General features: G+C 60.2%; 18 protein-coding genes and 1 pseudogene. 16 read left to right on the top strand and 3 right to left on the bottom strand.

Going from position 1 to position 16,191, the window contains the following annotated elements; translation table 11 throughout:
- Nucleotides 1–65 precede the first annotated feature (65 nt).
- From adh to NKI20_RS22665, 3 genes and pseudogenes are all read left to right on the top strand, one after another.
- Nucleotides 66–1,583 carry an aldehyde dehydrogenase gene (adh, locus tag NKI20_RS22655; protein WP_352834435.1) on the top strand — a complete coding sequence of 506 codons (1,518 nt, stop codon included), beginning with the start codon at nt 66–68 and terminating at the stop codon, nt 1,581–1,583.
- Between the two features lie 64 nt (nt 1,584–1,647).
- A pseudogene (locus tag NKI20_RS22660) lies at nt 1,648–1,985 on the top strand (DUF779 domain-containing protein).
- Between the two features lie 93 nt (nt 1,986–2,078).
- Nucleotides 2,079–2,288 (top strand): DUF1858 domain-containing protein, encoded by a 210-nt coding sequence (locus NKI20_RS22665; protein WP_352607401.1) that lies wholly within the window; start codon nt 2,079–2,081, stop codon nt 2,286–2,288.
- 2 nt (nt 2,289–2,290) lie between these two features.
- Here the strand turns inward: NKI20_RS22665 and NKI20_RS22670 are convergent, their stop codons facing one another.
- Complete coding sequence (locus tag NKI20_RS22670; RefSeq protein WP_352607490.1) at nt 2,291–2,995, bottom strand: Crp/Fnr family transcriptional regulator; 705 nt, start codon at nt 2,993–2,995, stop codon at nt 2,291–2,293.
- Nucleotides 2,996–3,237: 242 nt separating this feature from the next.
- On the opposite strand from NKI20_RS22670, the gene NKI20_RS22675 reads away from it, so the two are divergent.
- The 5 genes from NKI20_RS22675 (at nt 3,238) to NKI20_RS22695 (ending at nt 6,963) form a co-directional block, all read left to right on the top strand.
- Complete coding sequence (locus NKI20_RS22675; protein ID WP_352607403.1) at nt 3,238–3,684, top strand: pseudoazurin; 447 nt, start codon at nt 3,238–3,240, stop codon at nt 3,682–3,684.
- A gap of 237 nt (nt 3,685–3,921) precedes the next feature.
- Nucleotides 3,922–5,025, top strand: a complete 1,104-nt coding sequence (gene nirK, locus NKI20_RS22680) for a copper-containing nitrite reductase (protein ID WP_352834440.1) — start codon at nt 3,922–3,924, stop codon at nt 5,023–5,025.
- A gap of 134 nt (nt 5,026–5,159) precedes the next feature.
- Nucleotides 5,160–5,966: an SUMF1/EgtB/PvdO family nonheme iron enzyme gene (locus NKI20_RS22685; protein ID WP_352834443.1), complete on the top strand. Its 807-nt coding sequence runs from the start codon at nt 5,160–5,162 to the stop codon at nt 5,964–5,966.
- A gap of 20 nt (nt 5,967–5,986) precedes the next feature.
- On the top strand, nt 5,987–6,436 hold the full coding sequence (locus NKI20_RS22690; RefSeq protein ID WP_352607409.1) for a group III truncated hemoglobin: 450 nt from the start codon (nt 5,987–5,989) through the stop codon (nt 6,434–6,436).
- Between the two features lie 95 nt (nt 6,437–6,531).
- Nucleotides 6,532–6,963 (top strand): potassium channel family protein, encoded by a 432-nt coding sequence (locus tag NKI20_RS22695; RefSeq protein WP_023759200.1) that lies wholly within the window; start codon nt 6,532–6,534, stop codon nt 6,961–6,963.
- Between the two features lie 14 nt (nt 6,964–6,977).
- Here the strand turns inward: NKI20_RS22695 and hemN are convergent, their stop codons facing one another.
- On the bottom strand, nt 6,978–8,327 hold the full coding sequence (gene hemN / locus NKI20_RS22700) for an oxygen-independent coproporphyrinogen III oxidase (RefSeq protein ID WP_352834476.1): 1,350 nt from the start codon (nt 8,325–8,327) through the stop codon (nt 6,978–6,980).
- Between the two features lie 156 nt (nt 8,328–8,483).
- On the opposite strand from hemN, the gene NKI20_RS22705 reads away from it, so the two are divergent.
- The gene (locus NKI20_RS22705) at nt 8,484–9,212 is read left to right on the top strand and encodes a Crp/Fnr family transcriptional regulator (RefSeq protein ID WP_352834448.1); all 729 of its coding nucleotides are present in this window, start codon (nt 8,484–8,486) and stop codon (nt 9,210–9,212) included.
- Here NKI20_RS22705 and NKI20_RS22710 read toward each other — a convergent pair.
- The gene (locus NKI20_RS22710; protein ID WP_023759203.1) at nt 9,209–9,625 is read right to left on the bottom strand and encodes a hemerythrin domain-containing protein; all 417 of its coding nucleotides are present in this window, start codon (nt 9,623–9,625) and stop codon (nt 9,209–9,211) included. The genes NKI20_RS22705 and NKI20_RS22710 overlap by 4 nt on opposite strands.
- 252 nt (nt 9,626–9,877) lie before the next feature.
- On the opposite strand from NKI20_RS22710, the gene ccoN reads away from it, so the two are divergent.
- From ccoN to NKI20_RS22745, 7 genes are all read left to right on the top strand, one after another.
- Nucleotides 9,878–11,488 (top strand): cytochrome-c oxidase, cbb3-type subunit I, encoded by a 1,611-nt coding sequence (gene ccoN, locus NKI20_RS22715; protein WP_023759204.1) that lies wholly within the window; start codon nt 9,878–9,880, stop codon nt 11,486–11,488.
- 11 nt (nt 11,489–11,499) lie between these two features.
- The gene (gene ccoO, locus NKI20_RS22720; protein ID WP_352834452.1) at nt 11,500–12,231 is read left to right on the top strand and encodes a cytochrome-c oxidase, cbb3-type subunit II; all 732 of its coding nucleotides are present in this window, start codon (nt 11,500–11,502) and stop codon (nt 12,229–12,231) included.
- Between the two features lie 12 nt (nt 12,232–12,243).
- Nucleotides 12,244–12,393 carry a CcoQ/FixQ family Cbb3-type cytochrome c oxidase assembly chaperone gene (locus NKI20_RS22725; RefSeq protein ID WP_023759205.1) on the top strand — a complete coding sequence of 50 codons (150 nt, stop codon included), beginning with the start codon at nt 12,244–12,246 and terminating at the stop codon, nt 12,391–12,393.
- A gap of 2 nt (nt 12,394–12,395) precedes the next feature.
- Complete coding sequence (gene ccoP / locus NKI20_RS22730; protein WP_352607419.1) at nt 12,396–13,259, top strand: cytochrome-c oxidase, cbb3-type subunit III; 864 nt, start codon at nt 12,396–12,398, stop codon at nt 13,257–13,259.
- Between the two features lie 218 nt (nt 13,260–13,477).
- Nucleotides 13,478–15,037, top strand: a complete 1,560-nt coding sequence (gene ccoG / locus NKI20_RS22735; RefSeq protein ID WP_352834456.1) for a cytochrome c oxidase accessory protein CcoG — start codon at nt 13,478–13,480, stop codon at nt 15,035–15,037.
- Nucleotides 15,034–15,531, top strand: coding sequence for a FixH family protein (locus NKI20_RS22740; protein WP_352834459.1), 498 nt, complete (start codon nt 15,034–15,036; stop codon nt 15,529–15,531). Before ccoG ends, NKI20_RS22740 begins: the two co-directional genes overlap by 4 nt.
- On the top strand, nt 15,528–16,191 hold a 664-nt coding region (locus tag NKI20_RS22745; protein ID WP_352834462.1), incomplete at its 3' end, for a cation transporter. The genes NKI20_RS22740 and NKI20_RS22745, both read left to right, overlap by 4 nt.

Here is a 16,191-nt window from a genome sequence, read left to right on the forward strand (position 1 = left end):
GTGGGAGATCGCAAGTCTCTTTCCAAGCGTCGCAACCCGCGACGTCAGCTTCGGGAGGAAGACACATGAACAAGGTTGAATTTTCACGTCCGGTAAAGGCGCCCTTCGACAAGCGCTACGGCAATTTCATCGGCGGCAAATGGGCCGAGCCGCACTCCGGCCGCTACTTCGAGAACTTCTCACCGGTGAACGGTCAGCTGCTGTGCGAGGTGGCGCGATCAGATGCCCACGACATCGAGGCGGCCCTGGACGCGGCCCATGCCGCCAAGGACGCCTGGGGGCGCACCAGCGTGGCAGAGCGCTCGCTTATCCTCAACCGCATCGCCGACCGTATGGAAGAGAACCTCGATCTCCTCGCATGCGCCGAAACCTGGGACAACGGCAAGCCGATCCGCGAAACGACTGCCGCCGACCTGCCGCTCGCCATTGATCATTTCCGCTATTTCGCCGGCGCCGTGCGCGGACAGGAAGGCAGCCTTTCGCAAATCGACGATGACACCGTCGCCTATCATTTCCACGAGCCGCTCGGCGTGGTCGGCCAGATCATCCCCTGGAACTTCCCGCTGCTGATGGCGTGCTGGAAGCTTGCTCCTGCACTTGCCGCCGGAAACTGCGTGGTCCTGAAGCCTGCCGAACAGACACCGGCCGCCATCTTGCTGTGGGCCGATCTTATCGGCGATCTGCTGCCGCCGGGCGTGCTCAACATCGTCATCGGCTTCGGCCTTGAGGCCGGCAAGCCGCTCGCGTCCTCGCCGCGCATTGCCAAGATCGCCTTTACCGGCGAGACCACGACGGGCCGGCTGATCATGCAATATGCCAGCCAGAACCTGATCCCCGTCACACTCGAACTGGGTGGGAAGTCGCCCAATATCTTCTTCAAGGACGTTGTCGCCGAAGATGACGACTTCTTCGACAAGGCGATCGAAGGCTTCGTCATGTTCGCGCTGAACCAGGGCGAAGTCTGCACCTGCCCAAGCCGCGCGCTCATTCATGAATCGATCTACGATATCTTCATGGAACGTGCCCTCAAGCGCGTCGAGGCGATCGTGCAGGGCGATCCGCTCGATCCGGTAACAATGATCGGTGCCCAGGCCTCGTCCGAGCAGTTGGAAAAGATCCTGTCCTACATCGACATCGGCCGCCAGGAAGGCGCCGAACTACTGACCGGCGGCGAGCGCAACGTTCTGCCTGGTGATCTGGCCGGCGGCTACTACGTCAAGCCGACGGTGTTCAAGGGTCACAACAAGATGCGCATCTTCCAGGAAGAGATCTTCGGGCCCGTGGTTTCGGTCACCACCTTCAAGGATGACGACGAAGCGCTGGCAATTGCCAACGACACGCTCTACGGCCTCGGCGCCGGTGTCTGGACCCGTGACAGTAACCGCGCCTACCGGTTCGGCCGCGCGATCCAGGCCGGCCGGGTCTGGACCAACTGCTACCACGCCTATCCCGCGCATGCGGCCTTTGGCGGCTACAAGCAGTCCGGCATCGGCCGCGAGACGCACAAGATGATGCTCGATCACTACCAACAGACCAAGAACATGCTGGTTAGCTACAGCCCGAAAAAGCTCGGCTTCTTCTGATCGGCGCTTTGACTCACTGGCGCGGCTCCGTGACGGGCCGCGCCAAAGGAAATCGGAAATCACCATGCGAGCGAAGGTCACCGGGACACCGGCGGCCCTTGAACTGATCGCCGAAATCGTCGCCGAGCACGGCCCGGTGCTGTTTCATCAATCCGGCGGCTGCTGTGATGGCTCTTCGCCCATGTGCTATCCGCGTGCGGGGTTCATCGTCGGCGACCAGGATGTGCTGCTCGGCGAGATCGGCAATGCGCCTTCTATATCGGCGCTCCGCAATTCGCGGCGTGGAAGCATACCGATCTCTTCATCGACATTGTGCCTGGTCACGGCGGCATGTTCTCGCTCGACAATGGACGGGGAAAGCGGTTCCTGACGCGGTCGACTATCTGCGCCGTTCCGATGTGATTGTGCATCGGGCTGCTTGCTGTTTGTCCTGGCGCAACGAGCATCTCGCAAAGCCGACGCAACATGTCCGCTTGCAAACGCGGGCAAAGCGTCATGAAACGCAAACTCACCGACGACGCGACGATGGACGAAATAATGCACGATTTTCCAGCGGCCATCCGCGTCGTGCTCCAGCACGGCATGCTTTGCGTCGGCTGCCCGATCGCCTCATTCCACACCGTTTCCGACGCGGCACGGGAGCATCATCTGAACGAGGAACAACTCAGCAGCGATTTGCAGACCGCGATCGAAAACACCGACTGAGGCTAGCTTTTCTCTATGCGGCCTTCGGCGATCAGCAGGAGCCGGTGAGGTTCGACCACGGTCACCTTCTGGCGCCCGCTTTTGACCAATCCCTGCTCCTCCCATGCCGAGAGCAGCCGGCTCACCGTATGGAGCGTCGTTCCCGTCATCTCGGCTATGTCCTGGCGTGAGATCGGGAAGTCGATCAGAATCCCTTCCTCGGTCTTCCTGCCCGTCTGCTTGACCAGCTTGAGCAGGGCATGGGCGACGCGCTGATCCACCTGCTCGGTCGACATCTCGATGACCCGGGTATGGGCGTCCTGCAACCTGCTGCCGACGGTCTTGTAAGTGTTAGCGCTGAAGCTCGGGAAATCCATTGCGAATGTCGGCCATAGCTGGCTTGGCCAGGCAAGAGCCACGCAGTCGACGGCAGCGATCGCATTTGCCGGATAGGTGGTGCGGCCCAGCGCGTGGGCGATACCCATCAACTCACCCGGACTGATGTAGCGCACAATAACCTCCTGGCCGTCAGGCATCGATCTCACGACGCGCACATGTCCGTCGAGCAGCAGGAAAAAGGAATGTGCTTCCTGCTCCTGCTCGAATACAGGTTGGTCCTTGGCAATCCGGAGCGATCTGGCCTGTCCGACTATGCGGTCGAGATCCGTGACGGCCACGCCCTCAAAGGCAGAAAGCCCGGCAATCAGCGAGCGATCGAGGTTAGCCAACTCTGTCCCCTCCCGAATCCGACTATCAGGCACCCAACCGGTCTGATCGAGAGTGTTCCCATGGCGACAGGCGGGCGGCAAGGGGCACGTGCATTGTGACGTGCATGCGCGACGCCGCATGGGAACCCAAGCGCAGTTTTTTTTTGCTCAAGAGTTTGCGCCAGCGCAAATCGCCAGATCGTCCGGCGGCTTAGAAAGGGGCACGGTCGATACCGTGACGAACTCAAGAAAGGACTTCCCTTATGAAACTGCCTCTGATTGCCGCGGCCATCGCCCTCCTTACCATAGCCGGCTCCGCAAATGCCGAAGAACACGTGGTGCAAATGCTGAACAAGGGAGAGAAAGGCTCGATGGTGTTCCAGCCTGCCTTTATCCGGGCGGTGCCTGGAGACACGATCAAGTTCGTGCCGACCGACAAGTCCCACAATGCCGAGATCATTAAGGGAATGATCCCGGACGGTGCTGAAGCGTTCAAGGGGAAAGCCAGTGAGGAAATAACGGTCACCCTTACCAAGGAAGGGGTCTACGGTGTCAAATGCGCTCCGCACTACGGCATGGGCATGGTTGCGCTGATCGTCGTCGGCAAGCCCGTCAATCTTGAGGCGGCGGAAGCCGTGAAGCAGATCGGAAAAGCCAAACCTGTATTCGCCGACCTGTTCGCCGAAGCAACCAAGGTCACTGCTAACTGACCTGGTCTTCATGGATGCCGCTCCGGTTCGCAATGTTCCGGAGCAGAGGCCGGACGGACCGGGGAGCGGTCTGTCCGGCCTGTTTTATTTGGCACTGCGCGCCGCGGCGTCGCTTCGCCGCACAGCGTCTCCAAACTAGAAACCTGCGAAAGACATTGGATTTGCGCTAACGCAAAGACTTGGCCAGTACGCAGTTTATTCTGAGCCCATCAAGTAGCGATAGCCAAGGAGATGGAAATGCTCACGAGACGCGAAGCTTTGTTAGGATCTGTCCTTACCGCCGCCGCTGCCGCGGCCGTTGTCGCAATGCCGGCAGTGGCGAGCTCGAAGGAAGTCGCGGGATTGCCGCGCGAAAAGGTCACCCTGGTGGCGCCGCCATTTGTCCACGCTCACGAGCAGGTGGCCAAGGGTGGTCCAAAAGTCGTCGAATTCACCATGACGATCGAAGAAAAGCCGATCGTCATCGATGCCGATGGAACGCAGCTCAATGCCATGACCTATAATGGCTCAATTCCCGGCCCTCTGATGGTTGTGCATCAAGACGACTATATCGAGCTCACGCTAATCAATCCCGACACGAACACGCTTGCCCACAACATCGACTTTCACGCAGCTACCGGCGCTCTCGGCGGCGGCGGGCTGACGCTGATCAATCCCGGCGAGCAGGTCACGCTGCGCTTCAAGGCCACCCGCACCGGCACGTTCGTCTACCATTGCGCGCCCGGCGGCGCGATGATCCCGTGGCACGTCGTGTCGGGGATGAGCGGTGCGGTGATGATATTGCCTCGGGACGGCCTCAAGAACGACAAGGGCGAGCCTATCCGCTATGACCACATCTACTACATCGGCGAAAACGACTTCTACATCCCGCGCGACGAGCAGGGAAAATTCAAGAAGTACGACTCGGCCGGCGACAATTACGACGACACCGTCAAGGTCATGCGCGGGCTGATCCCGACCCATGTCGTGTTCAACGGCAAGGCAGGATCGCTGACCGGCGCGAACGCCATGAAGGCCAAGGTCGGCGAAACCGTTCTGATCGTCCATTCCCAAGCCAATCGCGATACCCGACCGCACCTGATCGGCGGTCATGGCGACTATGTCTGGGAACAGGGCAAATTCGCGAACCCGCCGTCCAAGGATCTGGAAACATGGTTCATCCGTGGCGGGTCGGCAGGTTCGGCACTCTACACCTTCCTGCAGCCGGGCATCTATGCCTATGTAAACCACAATCTGATCGAGGCAGTCGAACTCGGGGCGACCGCGCACTTCACGGTCGAAGGAACGTGGGACGACGATCTGATGATGCAGGTCGAAGCGCCCAAGGCAATTGCCTCGTAGACGGAGATCCGATCCTCGGTGGAAACCCTTCGGCAAAGCCGAAGGGTTCCACTCGCGGCGGACTTGATGCCATGTCCTTCGATCCTGTCTTCACCTTCGGAACAATTGGAGCTGCCGCGCTGATAGGCCTAGGCATGAATCATGCGCTCGACAATTCCTTCGAGGTCCCGCCACCGGTAGCCATGAGCGACGTGGTGGTCCTCGGGCCCGGCAGTTTCGATCACCCACAGCCGGGCGAATTCCTCAAGAAGAACCACCCCGTCGCGGCGCCTGTCGCGCTGGAATCCATCAATGCTCCACTGGAGATCATGAAATACCAGGTGAGCCTGTCCGAGTATGAGCACTGCGTGGCGGACGGCGCCTGCAAGCCGGCCGACCCGCGCAAGATCGGCAACGTTCCGGTCACAGGCGTCAGCCACATCGATGCCGAAGCCTATGCGACGTGGCTTTCAGCCCGCACGGGCGAGACATGGCGGCTGCCGACGGACGTCGAGTGGGCGTATGCCGCCGGCGAACGGTTCCGGGGCGACATAGAGAGTGATGAAAGCGACCCGAACAACCCGGCGCTGCGCTGGCTCGCTCAATACCGCATCGAAACGGCGCTCGGACGCAAGCCGGATCCTGAACCAAGGGTCCAGGGGGACTTTGGTATCAACTCCAAGGGAGTGGCGGACGTTGCCGGCAACATCTGGGAATGGACGTCGACTTGCTACATCCATGCAACCATGGCCAGCGACGGCGTGGGCGTTGTGAGTTCGATAGACAATTGCGGAGTGCATGTTGTGGAAGGCTTCCACCGCACTTACATGTCGAACTTCATCCGCGACGGCAAGAGCGGCGGCTGCGCGGTTGGAACCCCGCCCGACAATCTGGGTTTCCGGCTGGTCCGCGATCGGCCCAGTCTTGTGCAAGCTACCCTTCGGCGCCTCGGATTATCCTGACAACATAGACAAGAGTCATGATGACATCGAAATCAGCTTTGACAGATCGGGCGCGCCCCGTCGCGGAACAGCCTTTGGACCATGCTGGCGTCGATCGGGGGTCAATTGGAAAACTAGTCCGCGAGTTCTATGCCAAGATCAGGAGCAACGAGCGGCTCGGGCCGATTTTCGCACGCGAGATCACCGGCGACTGGGAGCCCCACCTGGAGAAAATGACGGACTTCTGGAGTTCGGTCATCCTGAAAAGCGGCGACTATCACGGACGGCCGGTGCCGGCGCACCTCAAGCTCAAGGATGTTACCGAGGCCGACTTCGAGATCTGGCTGGCCCTGTTCGGCCGGACGGCAGCCGACCTCTTTGCCCCCGAAACGGCGGCGGTGTTTGTCGATCGCGCCGAACGGATAGCGACAAGCTTGAAGCTCGCGATGTTCTTTCGCCTCACCCCCGCCGCGACCGACGGCAGCCAATAGGCTGGTTTTGGCGAAACAGGGCCGGCACTTCAAAGGCCAGTGCCGGGTTTGATTTTGCGCAAGGAAATTGTCCTCGGAATTCGTAATTTCCTTGCATGGCTCTCAATCTCTTCGTCGGCACGATCGTCATAAGCCTGACGGTCCTGGTTCACACTTTTGGCCTGATGGCCGTTACCCATGCGATGGGGCACCTGGTCGCCAGATTTCGTATGCACGGACGCCGCAGCCGTATCGTCGCAATGATCAGCGTGGTGATGGGGCTCTTTGCCGTCATGACCGCGGAGGTCTGGCTCTGGGCGGGGTTATACAGGCTGCTTGATATCTTCGCCGATTTCGAAACCGCACTGTATTTTTCGACCATTACCTTTTCGACCGTCGGTTATGGCGACATCGTGCCCGCTCACGAGTGGCGTGTCCTGGCGGCGCTCGAGGGCGTGAACGGATTCCTGCTTATCGGCTGGTCGACCGCCTATCTTATTGCGGCAGGCACCCGCATCGGTCCGTTCAAGGCCGGCGAGCATTTCTGACCCAAGGCGATAATTCAGACTGCGGCCGAATGCTTGGCTTTGCCGGCTTCGAAATATTTATCGAACTTCGCCGCGATGCTTCTGACAAAGGGGCGACTTTCCGCCGGCACGACGAAACTGTCGCCATCAAGCTCGAGCAACCGCGCAGGATCATGGAGGGCTGTTGTACTTGCCTTGCTGAGAAGGCTTTGGCCGGCTTGGCCGAAGCGCTCAACCAACTCGATCGCCGAGAAGGCGAAGTCACACATCAGCCGCTCGATTACCCAGCCGCGTACGCGGTCGTCGTCGGAAAGCTCGATACCCCGCACAGCGGACAGCCCTCCCGCTTCAACCATGCGTGCATATTCGCTGGTCGAAGGCATGTTCTGTGCATAGCCCTGCCGAAACTGGCTGATTGATGACGGCCCGAGCCCGATCAATGTTTCGCAGCGATCCTCCGTGTAGCCCTGAAAGTTCCGGCGCAGAGTTCCTGCGCGGGCTGCAAGCGCCAGGGCATCGCCCGGTTTGGCGAAATGGTCGAGGCCGATTGCTTCGTATCCCCGGTCCACGATCACCCGTGCCGCCAGCTGCGATTGAGCAAACCGCTCCGCGGGACCGGGCAGCCACGCCTCGTCGATCATCGTTTGGTGTTTCTTGAACCAGGGCACATGCGCGTAGCCGAAGAGTGCCATTCTGTCCGGTTCCAGAGTCAGCGCCTGCGCCACGGTGGAACAGACACTCTCCCTGGTCTGATGCGGCAACCCGTAAAGCAGGTCCAGATTGACCGATTCGACGCCGCGCGAACGAACGCCGTCGACGACCGCCTTGGTCTGCAGGAAGCTTTGCTCGCGGTTGATCGCTTTCTGCACTTTCGGTTCGAAATCCTGCACGCCGAGACTCGCTCGCGTCATGCCTATTTCGGCGAGCGCATCGAGGCGTGCTTCGTCCATGTCATTGGGTTCGATTTCGACGCTGATCTTGGCGTCGGGAAGAAAATCGAAGCTGTTACGCAAGACGGTTGCCAGCGCCACCATGTCGTCTGGCTTGAGCATCGTCGGCGAGCCACCGCCGAAATGAACTGCCCGCACGCGACCTTTGCCTGCGACAAGACTGGCGACTGTGGCGATCTCGGCATGCAATGAGCGAAGATAGATCCTCACTGGTTCGTAGTGGCGGGTCTGCTTCGTATGGCAGGCACAGAACCAGCAAAGCTTATCGCAGTAGGGAATGTGCAGATAGAGCGAGATCTCGTCACCGCTGTCGAGTGCCTGCATCCAGCCACGACAAACGGCGGCATCGATACCTGAATGAAAATGCGGCGCGGTCGGGTAGCTGGTATAGCGCGGAACGTTCTCACCGAGCCTGGCAACTAGTTCTGGCCGCATGTCGCTATCCGATCCTCTTTGCATGGCGCGACACTGGTCACACTGGTCGCCGGCGGCCTTGATTTCGGTCAAAGCCCCCTGCAGACAAACTGCCGCAAGGCTTTTTTCTCCGCCGATGCTACGTTGTCGGCATATGGAACCCATTGGACGATCAAGATGACGGTGCGCCAGGACGTTCACAGTGCCGGCATCCCAGTGCTTTGCCAGTCGTGCGAGGCACGGCATCGCGGCGTTTGCGGCGCACTCGATCCCGAGCAATTGGTGGGGCTCGCCAAGACCTCGTCCAAACAACAGGTCAAACCGGGCATGGAGTTGATCGGTGATGCAGAGACCGTCGACTGCTATTCCAATGTGCTTTCCGGCGTGGTGAAGCTCACCAAGAGCCTTTCGGATGGACGCCAGCAGATTGTTGGCCTGCAGTTCGCCCCCGATTTCCTGGGCAGGCCCTTCAAGACGGAAAGTGCGATCAACGCCGAGGCCGCAACCACCGTTTCCTTGTGTTCTTTTCCAAAGGCCGCCATCGAGCGCATGATGAAGGAATCGCCAGAGCTTGAGCATCGTCTCTTCAAGCAGACGCTCAACGAACTGGACGAAGCACGCGACTGGATGGTGACGCTGGGGCGCAAGAGTGCTTCGGAAAAGGTGGCGAGCTTTCTCCTGATGATCGCCAGAAATATCGATCCCGCAGTTGACGCAGCGGCCGAGTCGACAAGCTTTGACCTGCCGCTGACACGCGCCGACATCGCCGATTTCCTCGGCTTGACGATCGAGACGGTCAGCCGCCAACTGACCAGGCTGCGAACAGACAGCGTAATTCGGATCGACAACAACCGGCACGTGACTGTGGAGAACATGAGCCGGCTGGAACGCCGCTCCGGCGCCTAACCGGCATCGACGACCCCGATCAGCGGCAGGACGTGCTCGCGTTCGAAGGCGATATGCCGGCGCAAGCCTTCGAAGAAGCCACGCAACATGAAGCCGATAGCCTCGGCATTCTCGACTGTCTCGCCATGGCCGATGGCCAGCAGGATTTCAGTCACCTCGCCGGCAAAGCATTCGTCCTCGACATGTTCGGCACGCAATCGACGAATTGAAGCACGGTTGGCATCGCTGCTGGTCGAAGCAGCCTCGTAGACCGGAAAGATGACCGTCTCTTCGTATTGGTGAACGTTGCGCAATAGCGGAACGATCGCATTGGCTGCAGCCAGACATGACAGGCAGTCGACCCTGGGCAGGGTGTCGGCTATTCTTTCCAAGGCATCGCAGAGCTGCAGCTTTTCCTGATGCGCACGTTTCATCAGCGTCGCCGGGACCGCTTCTCTGTCAGATCGAACTGTCAGTATCGAGCCGTCGCGGCTCGTCTCGAACAGTGTCGATCCCGGCTCCCTCTCCCTGTTCAAAAACTGTCTCCTGATCGTTTGCGCGAGCAACGCTGCCCAATCCAAAAACAAATGGCTTTGACTTGGATCAAGGCGGCGACAACGCGACTGCTGAATTGGTGTCAAGCGGATTGGCGTCCGCGCATCGGTATCGGAGGTCGGGGACAGGTCATGAAGTTCGGCACGCAAATCTTCGCTTTGGGCCTGTTCACATTCGGGGCTCTTGTGGCAGCCGGGTTCGGTGCGGACGAGCCATTCCGGCAGCATATGTGGGTGCTGTTTTTTGTGCTGCTCGGCTTTGTCGCCATCCTCATCCGCAACACGAATTTCAAGGTCGCCGCTCCGATCGACCCGTCCGCCTATATGGATGGGCCAATCCGCTATGGCGCCATCGCCACCATGTTCTGGGGTGTCGTCGGGATGCTGGTCGGCGTCGTCATTGCGTTGCAGCTTGCCTACCCCGATCTCAACATTCAGCCCTGGTTCAACTTCGGCCGCCTGCGGCCATTGCACACGTCGGGCGTCGTCTTCGCCTTCGGCGGCAATGCGCTGCTCTGCACGTCCCTCTATGTCGTCCAGCGCACCTGCCGCGCCCGGTTATTCGGCGGCGATCTCGGTTGGTTCGTGTTTTGGGGCTACCAGCTCTTCATCGTTATGGCCGCGACCGGCTACCTGCTCGGCATCACAGAGAGCCGCGAATACGCCGAGCCCGAATGGTATGTGGATATCTGGCTGACCATCGTCTGGGTCGCCTATCTCATCCTGTTCCTCGGCACGATCCTGAAACGTAAGGAGCCGCATATCTATGTCGCCAACTGGTTTTACCTCTCCTTCATCGTCACCATCGCGATGCTGCATGTGGTCAACAACCTGTCGATGCCGGCCTCATTCCTAGGTTCCAAGAGCTACTCCGCCTTTTCCGGTGTCCAGGACGCCCTGACCCAATGGTGGTACGGCCACAATGCCGTTGGCTTCTTCCTGACCGCCGGCTTCCTCGGCATGATGTATTATTTCGTACCCAAGCAGGCAAACAGGCCGGTCTATTCCTACCGCCTGTCGATCGTTCATTTCTGGGCGATCATTTTTCTCTACATCTGGGCCGGACCGCATCACCTGCACTACACCGCCCTGCCCGATTGGGCGCAGACGCTCGGCATGGTGTTTTCGATCATGCTGTGGATGCCGTCATGGGGCGGCATGATCAACGGCCTGATGACGCTGTCGGGCGCCTGGGACAAGCTCCGCACCGATCCGATCATCCGCATGATGGTTATGGCCATTGCCTTCTACGGAATGTCGACCTTCGAAGGTCCGATGATGTCGATCAAGGCGGTCAACTCGCTGTCGCATTATACAGACTGGACCATCGGACACGTCCATTCGGGCGCACTCGGCTGGGTTGGTATGATCTCGTTCGGCGCGCTCTATTATATGGTGCCGAAGCTCTGGAACCGTAACCGTCTCTATTCGCTGCGGCTGGTCACCTGGCACTTCTGGCTGGCGACCCTCGGGATCGTCGTCTACGCCTCGGTCATGTGGGTGTCCGGCATCATGCAGGGCCTGATGTGGCGCGAATACGACGAGCAGGGCTTCCTGGTCTACTCCTTCGCCGAAACGGTCGCCGCCATGCACCCCTACTATGTGATGCGCGCAATCGGCGGAGCCATGTACCTCTCCGGCGCCCTGATCATGGCCTGGAACATCGCCATGACCATCCTTGGATACCAGCGCGAGGAAGAGCCGATGCCCGGCTCCGTTCCCGCCCTTCAGCCTGCCGAATAAGGAGCCAGAAAATGGGCTTGATGGACAAACACGCGCTGATCGAGAAGAACGCCACGCTTCTACTCGTAGGTTCACTTCTCGTCGTCACCGTGGGTGGCATCGTCGAGATCGCACCTCTCTTCTACCTCGACAATACGATCGAGAAGGTCGAAGGCATGCGGCCCTATTCGCCGCTCGAGCTCGTTGGGCGCAACATCTATGTGCGTGAGGGATGTTATCTGTGCCATAGCCAGATGATCCGCCCGTTCCGTGACGAGGTCGAGCGCTATGGGCATTACAGCCTGGCGGCCGAGTCGATGTATGACCATCCCTTCCAGTGGGGATCGAAGCGTACCGGCCCGGACCTTGCCCGGGTTGGCGACCGCTACTCCAATCTTTGGCATGTCGAGCACCTCACGGACCCTCGTTCCGTGGTGCCTGAATCGATCATGCCGAGCTATGCGTTCCTGAAAGACACGCCGATCGAGGTGAAGGACTTCTCGACGCACCTGGTTGCCAACAGGCGTGTAGGCGTCCCCTACAACGATGACATGGTCGCACACGCGAACGCCGATTTGATGGCGCAGTCCGATCCCAACGCCGACACCTCCGGCCTCGAGGCCCGCTACCCAAAGGCCAAGATCGGCGACTTCGACGGCAACCCGCAACAGGTGACGGAGATGGACGCGCTGGTCGCCTACCTGCAGATGCTCGGCACGCTGGTCGATTTCAAGAATTATGACGAAGCCGCCGGCTACCGCTGAGGAGTTTTATCCATGGATTACAATTTGATGCGAGAGTTCGCCGACAGCTGGGGGCTGGTCGCCATGGCCCTTTTCTTTGTCGGCGCGATCGCCTTTGCCCTACGCCCCGGCAGCCGCAAGCTTGCCGACGAAGCTGCCCGGATTCCCCTTGAGGACGAGTGATCATGAGCGACGAGCACATCGATGAAATCTCTGGCGTTTCGACCACCGGCCACGAATGGGATGGCATCCGTGAGTTGAACAACCCGCTTCCGCGCTGGTGGGTGATAACGTTCTACATCACGATTGTCTGGGCGATTGGATACACCGTCGCCTATCCGGCATGGCCTTTGCTGCATTCGGCAACAAAGGGCGTTCTCGGCTATTCGAGCCGCAACGAAGTCAAGAACGAGCTGTCGGCGGCTGAAGCGGCGAAGGGAAAATATGTCGCCGCGATACAATCGAAGAGTGTTTCGGAGATCGCGGCAGACGATACGCTCCGCGAATTCGCCGTCGCAGCGGGTGGAGCCGCGTTCAAGGTCAATTGCGTCCAGTGCCATGGTTCCGGCGCCCAGGGCTCCAAGGGCTTCCCCAACCTCAATGACGACGACTGGCTGTGGGGCGGCAAGACGGATCAGATCCAACAGACGGTCACGCATGGCATCCGCTTCGTTTCCGATCCGGATACGCGCCTTTCAGAAATGCCGGCCTTTGGCGACATCATCACCGCCGACCAGATCAAACAGGTCAGCGCCTATGTGGCCAGCCTGTCCGAAACCGTTGGCGATCAATCGATGTTGGCGCCTGGCGCCAAGGTTTTTGCGGAAAACTGCGTGGCCTGTCACGGTGACAATGCAAAGGGCAACAAGGAGCTCGGCGCCCCGGATCTGACCGATGCCATCTGGCTCTACGGATCGGGCGAAGCGGCCATCGCCGCCCAGGTCACAGCGCCGAAACAAGGCGTGATGCCGGCCTGGGGCGCGCGCCTGGGCGAAACGAGGGTCAAGGAACTGGCGGTCTACGTGCATTCGCTCGGCGGTGGAGAATAGGAACGGGGGGCTATTCTCCGGCCCTCACCGCCCAAGCGACGAGGCCCGGCTCTGCCGGGCTTCGATTTGTTTTCGTCTGCCCCGGCGATTGACCTGCATCAACGCGGCGCAATCCGGTGGGCGGCACAATACGGTCGATGATGTATTTCGCGCATCTGCCTGCGCCCAGTCAGGACAGTTGCCCGGCGAAATCACGAGCCGCGCGACGGGAGAAACCAGTGCTGGACAATACGCAGGTAGAACGGCTCGAAGCGGAGGCGGTCAACTCCGCCAAAGTGCGACAGCCGATGTATGCCGCGCGCAAGAAGATATTTCCGAAGCGGGCCACGGGGAATTTTCGCCAGTTCAAATGGCTGGTGATGGCGGTCACGCTTGGTATTTATTATCTAACGCCGTGGCTGCGCTGGGACCGTGGCCCGTTTGCCCCCGACCAGGCAGTGCTGCTCGATGTCGCCAACAGGCGTTTCTACTTCTTCTTCATCGAGATATGGCCGCAAGAATTCTACTATGTGGCAGGCCTTCTGGTCATGGCTGGCGTCGGTCTTTTCCTGATCACGTCGACTGTCGGTCGTGCCTGGTGCGGCTACGCATGCCCGCAGACAGTATGGGTCGATCTGTTTCTGGTGGTCGAGCGGGCCATCGAGGGCGATCGGAATGCACGCATCAAGCTCGATGCCGCTTCCTGGAGCCCCCGCAAGCTCGCACTGCGGGTATCGAAACACGCCATCTGGCTGATCATAGGTGCGGCGACCGGCGGCGCCTGGATCTTCTATTTCGCCGATGCGCCGACCCTGCTCGGCGAACTCTTCACTGGCACGGCGGCTCCTGTCGCCTACATCACCGTCGCCGTGCTGACGGCGACGACCTACACGTTCGGCGGGCTGATGCGCGAGCAGGTCTGCACGTATATGTGCCCGTGGCCGCGCATCCAGGCAGCCATGCTCGACGAAAGTTCGCTCACCGTCACCTACAATGACTGGCGCGGCGAACCGCGCACGCGTCATGCCAAGAAGGTCCAGGCCGCCGGACAGCCGGTCGGGGATTGCGTCGACTGCAATGCCTGCGTCGCTGTCTGCCCAATGGGGATCGACATTCGCGATGGCCAGCAGCTCGAATGCATCACCTGCGCGCTCTGCATCGACGCCTGCGACGGCGTCATGGACAAGCTCGGCAAGGAGCGCGGCTTGATCTCCTACGCGACCCTCTCCGACTACAACGCCAACATGATGCTGGCGACTGCGGGCGCCTCCGGTTCGGTCAATCCGTCGCTGGTCAGAACAGACAACGGCCTGTTTTCAGACAGGGTGGCTCATTTCCATATCCGCAAGATCTTTCGCCCGCGGACCTACGTGTACATGGCCATGTGGTCGTTGATTGGCCTGGGCCTGCTCTATTCGCTGCTGACGCGCGACCGGCTCGAGATCAATGTCCTGCACGATCGCAATCCGCAATTCGTGACGCTGTCCGACGGCTCCATCCGCAATGGCTATACCGTCAAGCTGCTGAACATGATCCCCGAGCCAAGAACGGTCATCGTCACCATAGCAGGCTTGCCAGGCGCAGAGATGAGCATCGTCGGTGTCGACCTCCCCGCCGGTCGCTCTTTTGCGATCCAGGTCGAACCCGACCGGCTCAAGGTGTTGAAGGTTTTTGTGCGCCTGCCTGCCGAGCATATCCATGGCGAAGCGCAGACCTTCACTCTTCAGGTCGAAGACAAAGCGAGTTTCGAGTCGAACGAATACACCGCCACCTTCAACGTGCCGGAGATCGCCAGATGAACGCCACCACGCGAAGATCCCGCGAATTCACCGGCAGGCACATGTTGGCGATTATCCTTGCCTTCTTCGGGGTGGTCATCGCGGTCAATCTGACGATGGCGACGCTTGCCAACACGAGCTGGACCGGCTTGGTCGTCGAAAACACCTATGTGGCGAGCCAGGAATTCAACAGGAAGGCCGAGGAAGGACGCGCGCAGGCAGCCCTCGGCTGGACCGGCAAGCTGACCATCGCATGGGGCGAAGTCCGCTACAGCCTCACCGACGCCGCCGGCAAGCCGGTTCCCTTGCATGGCGTCAAGGTGCTGTTTCGCCATCCCGCTTACGAGAAGGAGGATGAGGCCATCAAGCTCGCCCTCGCCCCGGGTCAGGAATTCGCCGCCCTGCACACGCCGAAGGACGGTGTCTGGATCGTCGAAGTCGACGCCGATGCCGGCCTGAAGGAACCTTATCGCGACGTGCGCAGGATCATGATTTCCCATGGAGCGCTGAAATGAGCTGCTGTGCGCCGGGCGCCGAAATGGCGCTGGATCTGGTCGGCGCCACCTCGGTCCTGCCATCCAGCCAGGAAATCAGGCTGGCGAGCCGATCGCTTGGCGATGATCTTCGTCAGACCGACCTTTCCGTACCGACTGTTCACTGCGGCTCCTGCATCCAGACCATAGAGACGGCGTTGGGGAACCTCGATCACGTCGAGGCCGCTCGCGTCAACCTGTCAACGAAGCGGGTATCGGTCCGGTGGCGTGGGGACGAGGTTCCACCGTTCGTCACCGTGCTTGAGAGGCTAGGTTATCAAGCTCACCTGTTCGAGACCGAGATCGATGCAAAGGACAAGACGCTCTCGGAGCTTATCCGCGCCGTCGCTGTTGCGGGCTTCGCGGCGGGTAACATCATGCTGCTTTCGGTCTCGGTCTGGTCCGGTGCCGAAGGCGCGACACGCGACCTGTTCCACTGGGTCTCAGCGCTGATTGCCATCCCCGCACTCGCCTTCGCCGGCGGCATCTTCTTCCGCTCGGCCTGGAATGCGTTGCGCCACGGCCGCATGAACATGGACGTGCCGATCGCGGTCGGCGTCTCGCTCGCTTACGCAATGAGCCTCTACGAGACGATCAACCATGGCGATCACGCCTATTTCGACGCGTCGGTGTCGCTGCTGT

Source organism: Mesorhizobium sp. M0830, from assembly GCF_040319965.1.
In the GTDB taxonomy this organism is placed as follows: Bacteria; Pseudomonadota; Alphaproteobacteria; order Rhizobiales; family Rhizobiaceae; genus Mesorhizobium.

What these genes read in the sequence shown, in the direction of transcription:
- NKI20_RS22705 (WP_352834448.1), top strand. Translation starts at nt 8,484, where the DNA reads ATGACGGTGCGCCAGGACGTTCACAGTGCCGGCATCCCAGTGCTTTGC.
- nirK (WP_352834440.1), top strand. Translation starts at nt 3,922, where the DNA reads ATGCTCACGAGACGCGAAGCTTTGTTAGGATCTGTCCTTACCGCCGCC.
- NKI20_RS22740 (WP_352834459.1), top strand. Translation starts at nt 15,034, where the DNA reads ATGAACGCCACCACGCGAAGATCCCGCGAATTCACCGGCAGGCACATG.
- NKI20_RS22695 (WP_023759200.1), top strand. Translation starts at nt 6,532, where the DNA reads ATGGCTCTCAATCTCTTCGTCGGCACGATCGTCATAAGCCTGACGGTC.
- NKI20_RS22690 (WP_352607409.1), top strand. Translation starts at nt 5,987, where the DNA reads ATGACATCGAAATCAGCTTTGACAGATCGGGCGCGCCCCGTCGCGGAA.
- ccoN (WP_023759204.1), top strand. Translation starts at nt 9,878, where the DNA reads ATGAAGTTCGGCACGCAAATCTTCGCTTTGGGCCTGTTCACATTCGGG.
- hemN (WP_352834476.1), bottom strand. Translation starts at nt 8,327, where the DNA reads ATGCGGCCAGAACTAGTTGCCAGGCTCGGTGAGAACGTTCCGCGCTAT.
- adh (WP_352834435.1), top strand. Translation starts at nt 66, where the DNA reads ATGAACAAGGTTGAATTTTCACGTCCGGTAAAGGCGCCCTTCGACAAG.
- NKI20_RS22665 (WP_352607401.1), top strand. Translation starts at nt 2,079, where the DNA reads ATGAAACGCAAACTCACCGACGACGCGACGATGGACGAAATAATGCAC.
- NKI20_RS22685 (WP_352834443.1), top strand. Translation starts at nt 5,160, where the DNA reads ATGAATCATGCGCTCGACAATTCCTTCGAGGTCCCGCCACCGGTAGCC.
- ccoO (WP_352834452.1), top strand. Translation starts at nt 11,500, where the DNA reads ATGGGCTTGATGGACAAACACGCGCTGATCGAGAAGAACGCCACGCTT.
- ccoP (WP_352607419.1), top strand. Translation starts at nt 12,396, where the DNA reads ATGAGCGACGAGCACATCGATGAAATCTCTGGCGTTTCGACCACCGGC.
- NKI20_RS22710 (WP_023759203.1), bottom strand. Translation starts at nt 9,625, where the DNA reads ATGAAACGTGCGCATCAGGAAAAGCTGCAGCTCTGCGATGCCTTGGAA.
- NKI20_RS22725 (WP_023759205.1), top strand. Translation starts at nt 12,244, where the DNA reads ATGGATTACAATTTGATGCGAGAGTTCGCCGACAGCTGGGGGCTGGTC.
- NKI20_RS22675 (WP_352607403.1), top strand. Translation starts at nt 3,238, where the DNA reads ATGAAACTGCCTCTGATTGCCGCGGCCATCGCCCTCCTTACCATAGCC.